The organism is Bacillus sp. FSL K6-1366 (genome assembly GCF_037976695.1).
GTDB lineage: Bacteria > Bacillota > Bacilli > Bacillales > Bacillaceae > Bacillus > Bacillus subtilis.
The window spans coordinates 687,261-700,151 of the sequence record NZ_CP150268.1 but is presented as its reverse complement, the minus strand read 5'-3'; the positions used below and the strand labels follow the sequence as shown (position 1 = coordinate 700,151).

Sequence of the window (12,891 nt, the reverse complement as noted above, 5' to 3'; positions counted from 1 at the left end):
TTATATCAGACAACTGATCAGAGGTATTTTGAGGCGAAGCCTGCCTTCCATCCATTTATTTACGATTGATCTGGCCTCTTTACCTGAAAATGATCCCTCATATGCGTTAAAAAAGCAGATAAAGCAGGGGTAATTAAAGTGTCTTTCCGCCTTATAAACATGGTTGATACGAAAGAATATTTGTCAGAGATAGTGTGGCTGCGAATGCGGCCTTCTTTTTCATGCGAAGCAATGATTGAACGAGGCAGCAGTGAAATCCCCAAGCCGGCGCTTACACAGCCAATGATCGCTTCAAGTATGCCAAATTCCATTAATTTTATAGGTAATAAACCTTCTTCTTGGAGGATATGATTGAGCTTTGCTCTGTAAGAGCATCCTTTACGGAATACAAGCATTGTTTGTGTTTGAACATCCTGAATGGAAGAAATCACAGGGTGTGAAGCGCTTGTAACAAGAACCATCTCTTCATCCAATACCTTTTCTTGAACTAAATCAGGGTGTTCAATAGGCCCTGAAATAAAAGCGCCGTTTAACTCATAATGTAAAACTGCTTGTATTTGTTGTTCCGTAGGGCCTGTTACTAGGTTCAAATCAACATTTGGATAGAGGTTATTATAATGTGCAAGGAGTTGAGGAAGCCAAACTGCAGCTGTTGTTTCCATTGATCCTATACGCAGTGGCCCAGAAGGCGCGGATGATTCGCCCATGGCTGCTCTAGCTTCTTCAATAGTATGTAGAATTTTCTCTGAGTAAGAAACAAGAATTTGCCCTGGGGGAGTAAGTGTGATTCCTCGACTATGGCGATAGAATAATTTTGTCTGTAAATCGTTTTCTAGTTGTTGTATCTTATTCGTTACGTTCGATTGTGCATAATTTAAAGTCTGAGCAGCCTTGGAAATACTGCCTTCACGAGCAGTAGTGAGAAAAACCTGTAACAACTGAATATTCATCTAGTCCTCCATAGTTGATATCTGATTTTGAGATGTCTTCCATCTTAATTTTGAATTATATATGATAGCAGAGCTTCATGTAAACTAAAGCTTAGAAGAATAAATGATTTCTAAAGTAAGTGATAAGGCTATTTCAAAAAATGGTTAATTTACTCGAAGTTGATTCTGTATATTGCCTATGGAAATACACATCATAACATAGGCTTGACTAACACCAGAATGAAGGGGTTATTGGGAAATTACTTTATTCTAAATGTAGCAGCTGCTTGGAAATAGCTGACACATTAACGAATGAAATTAAAAAGACTGTTGTAGTAGAAGGAGGGGATTTTATGCCATTACTTCGTTTTGACTTAATAGAAGGGCGAGATCAATCAAGTTTGAAAAAACTTTTAGATGTCGCTCACAATGTTGTAGTAGAGGCTTTTGATGTGCCTCAACAAGACCGTTATCAAATTGTTCATGAACATCCAGAAAATCATATGATTATTGAGGATACTGGGTTAGGATTTAACCGAACTAAAAATCTTGTTGTTCTTTCAGTTACAAGTAAATCCCGACCGGAAGAGAAGAAACAAAAATTTTACAGGCTGTTAGCTGAAAGACTGGAATCTGAGTGTGGTATCGCATCAACTGATTTAATTGTATCTATTGTTGAAAATGATAATGCTGACTGGAGTTTTGGACTTGGTGAGGCCCAATTTTTAACAGGTAAATTGTAGTTGAATACTACCCTCAAATGCTTGATTGAAGAAAAGGATAGAGAAACTAGGGTAGCGGAGCAAACCATGTGTTTGCTCCGCTTTTTTATGTTTATAAAAGAATAATTAAGGAGGTATTGTGGATTTCTATAAAAAATATTTTGACATTTCAGTAAAGAGCAGATATATTTATATATGAACACATGCTCATATATAAATATTGTTTGCATTATGTTAGAATGCTTCATAACAGATTTGAAATAATAAATACATATGTATCAATAAACTTTAGGTAAGGAGGAGTTTTTTATGGGTCACAATCATAGTCACAATCATAATGAAGGAGCAAATAAAAAGGTTTTATTGATCTCTTTTATCATGATTACAGGTTATATGATAATAGAAGCTATAGGAGGATTTTTAACAAATAGTCTGGCGCTTTTATCTGATGCAGGCCATATGCTGAGTGATTCAATTTCATTAATGGTTGCCCTGATTGCTTTTACATTAGCTGAAAAAAAGGCAAATCACAATAAGACATTCGGCTATAAACGATTTGAGATTCTTGCAGCTGTGATAAACGGTGCTGCCTTAATTCTTATTTCTCTTTATATCATTTATGAAGCAATCGAACGCTTCTCTAATCCACCAAAAGTAGCAACAACTGGAATGCTTACAATTAGTATCATCGGGTTAGTTGTGAATCTATTGGTCGCTTGGATTATGATGAGTGGCGGAGATACAAAGAATAATCTGAATATAAGAGGAGCTTATTTACATGTAATAAGCGATATGCTCGGCTCTGTAGGTGCCATTTTAGCTGCCATCCTCATCATCTTCTTTGGATGGGGCTGGGCAGACCCATTGGCTAGTATCATTGTGGCTATTCTTGTTCTAAGAAGCGGTTACAATGTGACTAAAGATTCCATTCACATATTAATGGAAGGAACTCCAGAAAATATCGATGTCTATGATATCATTCGTACAATTGAAGGGACAGAGGGAATTCAAAACATTCATGATTTACACATATGGTCTATCACAAGCGGATTGAATGCTCTTTCTTGCCATGCAGTTGTTGACGATCAACTGACCATTTCAGAAAGTGAAAATATTTTACGCAAAATTGAACATGAACTTGAGCATAAAGGCATTACGCACGTAACCATTCAAATGGAAACCGAAGCGCATAATCACGACAATGCGATCCTTTGTCAGCCCAAAATGGAGAAGCCACGTGACCACCATCACCATTAAATTTTTTATCTAACTTTATAGTGAGGAGATCAACTAGCATTTTGCAGATTCTGTCTACTGACAATTTGAAATTGGCGGGGTGATAATGTGTACGACACTATAGTAATCGGGGCTGGTCAAGCAGGGATCTCGATAGGGTATTATCTAAAGCAGTCCGATCAAAAGTTTATTATTTTGGATAAAAGTCATGGGGTGGGGGAGAGCTGGAAAGATCGGTATGACTCATTAGTTTTATTTACTTCTCGAATGTATAGCTCTTTGCCTGGAATGCATCTTGAAGGAGAAAAACATGGATTTCCTTCAAAAAATGAAATTGTTGCTTATCTAAAGAAGTATGTTAAAAAATTTGAAATTCCAATCCAATTACGGACAGAAGTAATAAGTGTCCTAAAAATAAAGAATTATTTCTTAATAAAAACAAATCGGGAAGAATATCAAACGAAGAATCTTGTCATTGCTACAGGGCCTTTTCATACCCCTAATATTCCATCAATATCAAAGGATTTATCCGATAATATTAATCAACTACACTCATCACAATATAAGAATTCAAAACAATTGGCATATGGAAATGTACTAGTAGTTGGTGGTGGGAATAGTGGTGCTCAAATAGCTGTTGAATTATCCAAAGAAAGAGTTACATATTTAGCTTGTAGTAATAAACTTGTTTATTTCCCTTTAATGATCGGAAAAAGAAGCATCTTTTGGTGGTTTGATAAACTAGGAGTTTTACATGCAAGTCATACATCAATAGTAGGCAAATTCATTCAAAAGAAAGGTGATCCAGTATTTGGGCATGAATTAAAACATGCAATAAAACAGAAGGAGATCATCTTAAAAAAAAGAGTCATTGCCGCAAAGCAAAATGAAATCATTTTTAAAGATTCATCTACATTAGAAGTAAACAATATTATTTGGGCTACTGGTTTCAGGAATCCCTTATGTTGGATAAATATAAAAGGTGTTATGGATCAAGAAGGTCGAATCATACATCATAGAGGTGTTTCACCTGTAGAAGGATTGTACTTTATAGGTTTGCCTTGGCAGCATAAGCGAGGTTCAGCGTTGCTTCAAGGCGTAGGAAATGATGCTGAATACATTGTAAAACAAATGAACGGTGAATAAACGAAGCAGAGCAGTAACTCACATGTTTACTGCTCTATTTTTTGCGTGAAAAAGGGTAGCGAAGTGGAGATGAGCCTTCTCTTTTATTTAAGAAGTTAGAATATAGAAAGAGAAAAATCACTTTAAGCCATACTCATATTTTTATGTTCAACAATGGTCTTAAGGAGGCTGCGCATTGAATTTGTCAGGTACGCATCTTTATGGCGTATAAAGATTGTGGAGATACAGCTGTCTTTCTCAGGCAATGGGTGGCAATAAACCTTACCTTGTACAGCTAGATGCATGACAGCAGATTCCGGTACCACTGTTATACCGAGTCCAAGTGCAACACTATTTAAGATTGTCTCTAGGATGTTAAATTCCATCATTCTGTTTGGGAGCACACCTTCATCTTTGAGCCATTGTTCAAGCCTAGACCGATACCCGCACCCCTGGTTAAAAACAAGAATCGGAGTCGTTGAAAAATCCTCTATATTAAACGTTTTGTTACTGGTTACAAGAGTAAGTTTTTCAGTATAAACATCATACTGTTCCAGAATAGAATGTTTCAAGGGGCCTGAAATAAAAGCTCCGTCTAATTCGTGATTCATGACCTTTTTAATAAGTTCCTCTGTTAGACCAGCCTGCAATGATAAATCCACATTAGGATACTTTTTATAATAGGAAGCTATGATGGTCGGCAGTATCCTCACTGTTTCCACTGTACCGATTTTTAATATTCCAGACGGTATTTCAGTATCTAGAAAGACTTGCTCCAGTTCTTCAACATCTTTCAAAATTTTGTTAACGTATTCAATCATTTTTCGGCCCTCTGGGCTTAGTGAAACCCCTTTTTTATGGCGATTGAAAAGAGGTGTTTTGAGCTCATTCTCTAATTGCTTAATCCGCGCAGTTACATTAGATTGTACATAATTTAACTCTTTTGCAGCACCGGTAATACTCTTGTGATGGGCTACGCATTTGAAAATTTGTAAGTCTCGCAGTTCCATGAAGATCCCCCCTTCATTAAAGTATCATTATCAATGATGTTTTTCATCACTTTTGTTCATTTTACTTGATGCTTACTTCTTTTTATAATTCTCATTGTAATTTTAAAGAAAAGGAGGGGAATTCAATGAAAAAAGGTCAATTATTCATTGGTGCCCTTACATGTTTAGTAGCAAGTATGTCTTGGGGCGCGATGTTTCCAGTTGCAGATCATGCATTAGAATTTGTTGATCCGTTTTATTTTTCATTTATTCGCTACGGTGTGGTAACGATTATGTTAGTGATTTTATTATTGGTGAGAGAAGGAAAGAAATCATTTCATTTAGAGGGTAAAGCAAAATGGATCATTTTATTTGGGGTGATGGCGTTTACTATATACAATGTTCTTATTTTTTTAGGTCAAAGGTTGATGGGGAAGTCTGGAATTATGACAGCATCCATTGCCGAGGCACTCATGCCGATGCTTTCAATTGTTATTCTATGGGGATATAAACATGTGAAACCTAAAAAATACACAATGATCAGTATATTGATTGCCTTTTTGGGGGCTTCGATGGTCATAACCAAAGGTAATATAAGTTTCTTTTTTTCATTAGGGGATCATCTATTCTCGATACTCTTTATATTCATTGGTGTTTTAGGGTGGGTTGTCTACACAATGGGGGGACAGATATTCCGAGAGTGGTCCACACTTCGTTATTCAACTTTGACATGTTTATTCGGCACAGCTATAACAGGAATCATGACAGCTATACTTACCGCGCAAGGTTACGTGTCGGTACCGAGTATTAAAGTGATTGCAGCAATTAAGTATGATTTTTTATTTATGATTACTTTACCAGGTATCATAGCCCTCCTTAGTTGGAACTATGGCATTAAAATCCTATCATCCATTAATGGGATTTTATTTATTAACTTTGTCCCCATTACTACATTGTTAATCATGGTGATCAAAGGATATAACATAACTGCATTTGATATAGTAGGAACACTGTTTGTCATTATTGGACTCATTTTAAATAACATATATCAGCGTAAGGAAGATTATAAGCAGGTATTACAAAAAGAAAAAACAAATTTGACTATCACTTAGACGGTGGGGGATTTAAAATGTTTGAAGGTTTATTGTTTTTCATTTCAGCTGGAATTGTCTGTGAACTTGCTGCAATTAATAGAAATGGCCGCAAAAATATAAAGCAACAGGCGGAATTGATTCAAATTTTAAAAGAAAACCTTAATAAAGACATTAAATAAATCAAGACGGTTGGATATTATTGAAACACATCAGAAAATTCAGGTGTGTTTTTATTTTGCTTTCTATTTTAAGCCTTAAAACGTCACTAATCGTTAGTTGAAGACTATGGGAACCACTCTCCATACGGAAAAAGATGATTATTTACATCATTCAGAGTTGATTTTAGGTTCTTTTGAACTTATAATGTTATATATACTGTTTTTTGTTTATTCAATAAATATTTACATCGGAGGTGTACGCCTTACTAGGTAAGGCAAATCATTGACAACCATTAACCTTATAATCTTTACTCTTTTAATTGTCTTAACAGCATTTTTTGTTGCGACTGAATTTGCGATAGTAAAGATCAGGTCATCAAAAATTGACCAACTCATATTAGAGGGAAAAAAAGGTGCCATATCAGCCAAAAAGGTCATTACTCATTTGGACGAATATTTGTCAGCTTGTCAATTAGGGATCACGGTTACAGCGTTGGGAATTGGCTGGGTCGGAGAATCGACTTTTGAAGTGATTTTGCACCCCTTATTTGCTCATTTTCATGTAAGTGAAACAGTCTCACATGTATTGATCTTAGTGATTGCTTTTGTGATGGCGACTTTTTTGCACGTTGTAGTTGGAGAGCTTGCTCCTAAAACACTCGCTATCCAAAAAGCGGAAACCATCACTCTTTTGACTGCAAAGCCAATTATTTGGTTTTACCGCATCCTGTTCCCTTTTATATGGTTTTTAAATGGTTCAGCCCGGTTTATAGTAGGACTCTTCGGTTTGAAACCTGCATCAGAACATGAACTTGCTCATTCTGAAGAAGAACTGCGCATCTTACTGTCTGAAAGCTATAAGAGCGGTGAAATCAATCAAAATGAGTTGAAATATGTAAATAATATTTTTGAATTTGATGAAAGAATCGCCAAAGAAATTATGATTCCGAGAAGAGAGATCGTAGCGATTTCTAGTGAGGATTCTTATGAAACTATTGTTAAGACCATTAAGACAGAGAGCTATACAAGGTACCCCGTCCTAAATGGAGATAAAGATTCAATCATTGGTTTTATCAATGCTAAAGAATTTTTGTCAGCTTATATTGACACAGACCAGAAGATAAAAGAGGATTTCAAGTTAGAAAATCATATCAACCCTGTTATCCATGTTATTGAATCCGTTCCAATTCATGATGTATTGGTAAAAATGCAAAAAGAGCGAACACATATCGCTATTCTTGTGGATGAATATGGCGGCACTTCAGGTTTAGTCACTGCTGAAGATATTCTTGAAGAAATTGTCGGGGAAATCAGAGATGAATTTGATAAAGATGAAGTGCCTAATATTAGAAAAGTAAATGATAATCACTATATCTTAGATTCGAAAGTGCTCATTGAAGATGTAAATGATTTATTGGGAACGACGTTAGCAAGTGACGAAGTGGATACAATAGGCGGCTGGTTTATGACTCAACAAATAGACGCTGCAGTTGGATCCGTTATAGAAGCCGATGGGTATATTTTTAAAGTGCACAAAACAGTTGGCCGGCATATTAATTATTTAGAAATTGTCCGGAAAAAAGAATAACATCTAGATAAAGCACATGAGATTTTGACTAGATGCTTAAAGCCTGAGATGAAATTTTCATCCAGGCTTTTTTAAACAATGATCTTGCAGTTTAAGTAGGTAATCATGATCGAAATTCAAACGTTTCTCAGCAAACAAGGAGGCTTGGATATCTATAGCTCTTTTACCATTACCTTCTCACCATTAAAGTCGAGTTCACCATTAAATCGAAAACCAAACCTTTGATAAAGGCGTATAGCATGAATATTATTTTCAAATATACTTAAATAAATTCTCTTGCATTTATATAGCTCTGCAAGGTGCTGAATGAGGGCTTTAAGCATTTTCTTCCCTAATCCTTTTCCCTGATAGCGTTCGTCAATAAAAAATCGGTCAAGCCAGACTCGTCCGTTTTTATTATCTTCATCATACTCGGGAAACAATCCATACATTGCAAAACCGACTAGATCTCCATCATAGTAAAGCCCGACAGGTTTATAATAGTGACATTCTTTTGCATCCTCTAAACATACTTTTGTAGATTCAATATATGATAATTGATTCTGGCTGACATGCAGATCAAGAATTGCAGCACGATTATCATCAGTTACTGCTTTTATGTTTATACTCATACTACATTCTCCTTTTTTCTTATCCCGGTATCCTGATATTGCTAAAACTCAGCTTAAACTATATTCACGTCAAGCAACATGTAGCCTATCAAATTAAGTACCTTTTCTTATTGTGCCTAACCAGAGGCATTCCCTGCATCCAAATGACTTGACTTTATAGAGGCTGAATTAATTCAAAGCTGTAGCATCATTCTTTTTTTCTTTCCAAACCATTGTAAGACCAAGGCCGACAATCATAACGAAACCTGCAAAAAGGAAAGGATAATGAATGTTAAGATCAAATAGTATACCGCCTAGAGCAGGTCCAAATATATTTCCCAGGCTGGTGTATGTGGAGTTCATGCCTGCTACGAAACCCTGCTGGTTACCGGCCATATTGGATAAATGAGCGGTTAAGGCCGGACGTAGCAAATCGAACGCCAGAAAAATAAAACAAGTTACAAGCAAAACAGTTAAAAATCCTGACATAACAGTAGACACGAAAGCCAAGATCGCACCGGTTATTAAGCACAGCTGAATCATTCTTTTCTCTCCAAGTTTGTTGACCAATTTCCCGAAAAGTAAAACTTGAATAACTACCGCAACAATGGAGCTAATCGTAATAATGGCTGCAATATCTTTTGGTGTGAAGCCAAATTTATGATCAGAAAACAAGCTGAATACCGTTTCATAAGCTGATAAACCAAAAGCCATTACAAAGACGATAATAAATGCAATGAAATAGACAGGATGAATGGATCTCTTCAAGTCTTTAATGAAATTTGATTCCTTTGTATGAGATGAGAGTTGATGGCGTTCTTCTATCGACAATGACTCTTTTAGTATAAAAACAGAAGTGACAGCTGCTATTAACGCGATGGCGGAGGCGAAGAAAAACGGCATGCGGATGCCAAAGCCGGCAATAAATCCTCCCGCACCAGGCCCAATAATAAAGCCTGTGCTAATTGCAGCAGAAACATACCCCATAGCCTTTGACCTTTCCTTTAGGGTTGTAATATCAGCTACATATGCTGTTACCGCGGGCATGATAAAAGCCGCACTTACACCACCCAATATCCTCGAGAAATAAAATATTGAAACATGGGTCCCTAATCCGAAAATCAACTCAGATAAACTGAATATAAGCAGCCCGAGAATAATCATTTTTTTTCTCCCGAAACGGTCAACCCACCTACCTGCAAAAGGTGAAGTAATTAACTGAGAAATGGCAAAAGCCGCAACAAGATAACCCATTGTGCTGCCGGATAAATGCATGATTTTCATAAAAGAAGGCATAACTGGAATGATTAAACCGATACCAAGAAATGCTACGAAGATGTTGCTTAATAGTATAATGAATATCGTTTTTTGCTCATTTATTGATTTTTTCATCTGAATTCCCCTTTTACTCAATTGAACCCTTTTTACCTATCCTTTTCGCTTGACGCTTTTTTCAAGTACAATCAAATCATAAGGTATATGGTTACCGTATAGTCAAGGAGGTTTTTATGAGCGAAGATGTTAAGAAGTATTTCACAACAGGGGAGTTTTCGAAGCTCTGCCGTGTAAAAAAACAAACCTTATTTCATTATGATGAGATTGGTCTTTTCTCGCCGGAAATAAAAAAAGAAAATGGGTATAGATATTATTCCTATCATCAATTTGAGATTTTTCAAGTCATCAGTCTATTTAAAGAGCTTGGGGTTCCATTAAAAGAAATAAAGTGTCTAATAAAAGGAAAAACACCAGACAAGATCCTGCATGTTCTAAAAGAAAAGTCTATTGAGATTGATAAAAAAATAAATGAGCTTAAGCAGTTGCAAATGATCTTACAAACAAAAGTGACGCTTACAGAACAAGCACTTGAGACTGATTTTTCCTCAATTTCTTTTGAATATTTAAATGAAGAAACATTCATGTTAAGCCGAAAAACATTAAACTTACCGGAACGAAAATATGTGGCAGCCATTTCAGAACTCATTCATGAAGTTCAGCAATATGAATTAGATGAAGGATATCCGATAGGCGGAATCTTTGCACGGGAACAAATCTTAGAAAAAGACTTCTACAATTACAGTTACTTTTATATAAAAGTAAAAGATGGGGCAGAGAACATAAATTATCATGTACGACCAAAAGGCCTGTATGCAGTTGGATATGAAATAGGCGGAAATACTGAAGAGGCGTACCGGAGAATCATTGAGTTCATTGAAAGAAATGGAATGCAAATAGGGGAAAATGCATATGAGGAATATATGCTGGATGAGATGGTAGTTGACGGGTATGAAAATACATATGCAAAAATCCTCCTTCAAGTTAAAGAGGTGTAAGATTACGAGATTTTCATATGGGAAAATTGTTTCTGTTGTGTGCCCAAAAAGAATATAAACTGGTTTACTAAAAGCGAGCCCACATACAGGAGACGGTACAAACGGCACTGGGAACCGCAAGTCTATCGGCGTTGAAATATGCTATAACGATTCAGGAGGCGCTAAATACTACGCTGCTGAAAAGCTGGCCATCAAGGCGCATCCAAAGAGATAAATCTAAAAGAGCTGGGATAGGGGGGACAAACAACAGAATTCCGTATACTCTGTTGTTGTGCTATGTAAATGTTCAAAAGCCATTTAGGATCGTCGACTTTTGATAATCCATCATATAAAGGTGTCATTCGATGTCATGTTAACAAAGGCTAGTGAAATTCAACATCCAGAAAACGATTACAAGGTCGGTGATAAATTATTCATCCATGAATCAAACGGTGATCGAACATTCATTTTTGTGTTTAATATGAGTTTTCTTGATTTAGCACACTCCCTTAATAAATGCATAGGATACTATCACAAAAATTTATAATTGCGGGGATCAAAAAATGTACTATAACCCTTTTTCGCCTCAATGTTATTATTATGTGACTGTGCCGATGTATAATGATGGAAGATCTGTTTATTGGACTATTCCAAATGAGATGGAGAACGTACACAGAGGTGCCGATTTGCGCTCTTCATATGAAGATAGAAACCTTCTTTTGAGGGATTATGGACCAAAACCATTTGTTGTAAATATCAATAGAGCCACAAAACAAAACAATACGTTCCGTACTGCTTTATGGACAGGAAAGCATTTTCAAGTTACTTTGATGAGTATTGGTATTGGAGAAGACATTGGTTTGGAAATCCATCCTAACGTTGACCAGTTCTTACGGATTGAGCAGGGGCGTGGGATCGTCAAAATGGGAAAGAGTAAAGATAATTTGAACTTTCAAAGAAATGTCTATGATGATTCTGCCATTGTTGTCCCTGCCGGCACTTGGCACAACGTAATTAATACAGGAAATACGCCATTAAAACTTTACTCCATTTATGCTCCTCCTAACCATCCATTTGGTACAGTTCATAAAACCAAAGCAGATGCAGTGGCTGCGGAAGATTAGCACAGATATTCTGCAGAATTCTAGAATAATTAAAGTCACATTCAGCATGAAACATGGGGAACCAGTACCATGCTAATGAAACCCCATTTAATATCCAAGCAGCGTGTCTTGTGCTAATTTTAAGTAATTGATAAATAAAGCCGATTTAAAATTAAATCGGCTTATTGCTTTATTCGAGTTCCTTTTAGCAGAATTGGCATTATCGAATGTAAGTATTTTTTCAATCCGCGGATATCGAAATGAATCTATCAGCTCAAAGAAAGTAACTTTCACACTTGACTATATACCTATAGGGGTATATTATTGTTTTGTGAATAACAAAGAGTTAATAAGGTGGTGTAAGTAGTATCAATTATTTAGTTATTGCATTCCTGCTTATTTTTGTGATTATCATTGCAACGTATAGACGTTATTATCCTATAACCGGAATCTCTTGTATCCATAAAGATAAATTAAAGGCTATGGACATCACAATATTAGATATTCGCCATTATAACGATGTACCCAATTTTTCGGATAATATTATTTTAAACATCCCATATGCGTATCTAAAACGTTTTTATTTAGAGATTCCACGTGATAAAATACACATAATAGCTCGTGACCAGGTGGAATTAAATTTAGGAGTGCGTTTTCTAAAGCGCAAAGGTATCCATGTAAACAGTTATGAACTGGCAGCATGTAAATGTAAAAATAAATGAAAGAAAGGATTTCATTGATATATGGAGTATGATCAAAAGATTAAAAACCGCTTACGACGGATTGAAGGACAAATTAAAGGTGTATTGACTATGATGGAACAAGGAAAAGATTGTAGAGAGGTTGTGACCCAATTAGCAGCTTCCCGTAATGCGATCGATCGAGCGATGGGTTTAATTGTGAGCACAAACCTTGAACATTGTGTTCGTGAAAGTTTAGAAAAAGGCGAAGACACACAAAATTTAGTAAAAGAAGCAGTCGACTTATTGGTAAAGAGCCGATAAAAATTCATCAACCTAAGGTTGACGAATTTTTATATGCGTTATAT

General features: G+C 36.0%; 15 protein-coding genes and 1 pseudogene. 12 read left to right on the top strand and 4 right to left on the bottom strand.

Annotation, left to right across the window (positions count from 1 at the left end):
- Nucleotides 1-59: 59 nt before the first annotated feature.
- The gene (gltR, locus tag MHI44_RS03835; RefSeq protein WP_019712544.1) at nt 60-950 is read right to left on the bottom strand and encodes a glutamate biosynthesis transcriptional regulator GltR; all 891 of its coding nucleotides are present in this window, start codon (nt 948-950) and stop codon (nt 60-62) included.
- Nucleotides 951-1,282: 332 nt separating this feature from the next.
- Between gltR and MHI44_RS03830 the strand changes: the two genes are divergently transcribed.
- From MHI44_RS03830 to MHI44_RS03820, 3 genes are all read left to right on the top strand, one after another.
- Entirely contained in the window at nt 1,283-1,672 is a 390-nt protein-coding gene (locus MHI44_RS03830) for a tautomerase family protein (protein ID WP_004398711.1), read from the top strand.
- Between the two features lie 288 nt (nt 1,673-1,960).
- The gene (gene czcD / locus MHI44_RS03825; RefSeq protein WP_015714362.1) at nt 1,961-2,908 is read left to right on the top strand and encodes a CDF family zinc transporter CzcD; all 948 of its coding nucleotides are present in this window, start codon (nt 1,961-1,963) and stop codon (nt 2,906-2,908) included.
- A gap of 87 nt (nt 2,909-2,995) precedes the next feature.
- Complete coding sequence (locus MHI44_RS03820) at nt 2,996-4,033, top strand: NAD(P)/FAD-dependent oxidoreductase (protein ID WP_339202924.1); 1,038 nt, start codon at nt 2,996-2,998, stop codon at nt 4,031-4,033.
- A gap of 122 nt (nt 4,034-4,155) precedes the next feature.
- On the opposite strand, the gene czcR is transcribed toward MHI44_RS03820, so the two are convergent.
- Complete coding sequence (gene czcR, locus MHI44_RS03815) at nt 4,156-5,022, bottom strand: LysR family transcriptional regulator CzcR (RefSeq protein WP_004398672.1); 867 nt, start codon at nt 5,020-5,022, stop codon at nt 4,156-4,158.
- 125 nt (nt 5,023-5,147) lie between these two features.
- On the opposite strand from czcR, the gene MHI44_RS03810 reads away from it, so the two are divergent.
- From MHI44_RS03810 to MHI44_RS03800, 3 genes are all read left to right on the top strand, one after another.
- Nucleotides 5,148-6,113 carry a DMT family transporter gene (locus tag MHI44_RS03810; protein WP_004398909.1) on the top strand — a complete coding sequence of 322 codons (966 nt, stop codon included), beginning with the start codon at nt 5,148-5,150 and terminating at the stop codon, nt 6,111-6,113.
- A 17-nt stretch (nt 6,114-6,130) separates the two neighbouring features.
- Complete coding sequence (locus MHI44_RS03805) at nt 6,131-6,274, top strand: YrzO family protein (protein WP_014477437.1); 144 nt, start codon at nt 6,131-6,133, stop codon at nt 6,272-6,274.
- A gap of 262 nt (nt 6,275-6,536) precedes the next feature.
- Nucleotides 6,537-7,841 carry a hemolysin family protein gene (locus MHI44_RS03800; protein WP_339187319.1) on the top strand — a complete coding sequence of 435 codons (1,305 nt, stop codon included), beginning with the start codon at nt 6,537-6,539 and terminating at the stop codon, nt 7,839-7,841.
- Between the two features lie 152 nt (nt 7,842-7,993).
- Here the strand turns inward: MHI44_RS03800 and bltD are convergent, their stop codons facing one another.
- Together bltD and blt are read right to left on the bottom strand one after the other, a co-directional pair.
- A complete protein-coding gene (gene bltD, locus MHI44_RS03795) occupies nt 7,994-8,452 on the bottom strand; it encodes a spermine/spermidine acetyltransferase (RefSeq protein ID WP_041850101.1) in 459 nt (152 codons plus the stop codon).
- A gap of 168 nt (nt 8,453-8,620) precedes the next feature.
- Nucleotides 8,621-9,823, bottom strand: a complete 1,203-nt coding sequence (gene blt / locus MHI44_RS03790) for an MFS transporter (protein WP_212059449.1) — start codon at nt 9,821-9,823, stop codon at nt 8,621-8,623.
- A gap of 116 nt (nt 9,824-9,939) precedes the next feature.
- Between blt and bltR the strand changes: the two genes are divergently transcribed.
- From bltR to MHI44_RS03760, 6 genes and pseudogenes are all read left to right on the top strand, one after another.
- Complete coding sequence (gene bltR, locus MHI44_RS03785) at nt 9,940-10,761, top strand: multidrug efflux transcriptional regulator BltR (protein ID WP_256682891.1); 822 nt, start codon at nt 9,940-9,942, stop codon at nt 10,759-10,761.
- Between the two features lie 64 nt (nt 10,762-10,825).
- Nucleotides 10,826-10,957: pseudogene (locus tag MHI44_RS03780) on the top strand (hypothetical protein); the annotation flags it as partial.
- Complete coding sequence (locus MHI44_RS03775; RefSeq protein ID WP_076458315.1) at nt 10,935-11,078, top strand: hypothetical protein; 144 nt, start codon at nt 10,935-10,937, stop codon at nt 11,076-11,078. The pseudogene MHI44_RS03780 and the gene MHI44_RS03775, both read left to right, overlap by 23 nt.
- Before the next feature lie 225 nt (nt 11,079-11,303).
- Entirely contained in the window at nt 11,304-11,864 is a 561-nt protein-coding gene (locus MHI44_RS03770; RefSeq protein ID WP_339202920.1) for a cupin domain-containing protein, read from the top strand.
- 383 nt (nt 11,865-12,247) lie between these two features.
- The gene (locus tag MHI44_RS03765) at nt 12,248-12,565 is read left to right on the top strand and encodes a sulfurtransferase (protein ID WP_339202918.1); all 318 of its coding nucleotides are present in this window, start codon (nt 12,248-12,250) and stop codon (nt 12,563-12,565) included.
- Nucleotides 12,566-12,586: 21 nt separating this feature from the next.
- Nucleotides 12,587-12,847, top strand: coding sequence for a metal-sensitive transcriptional regulator (locus MHI44_RS03760; protein WP_003237170.1), 261 nt, complete (start codon nt 12,587-12,589; stop codon nt 12,845-12,847).
- Nucleotides 12,848-12,891 lie beyond the last annotated feature (44 nt).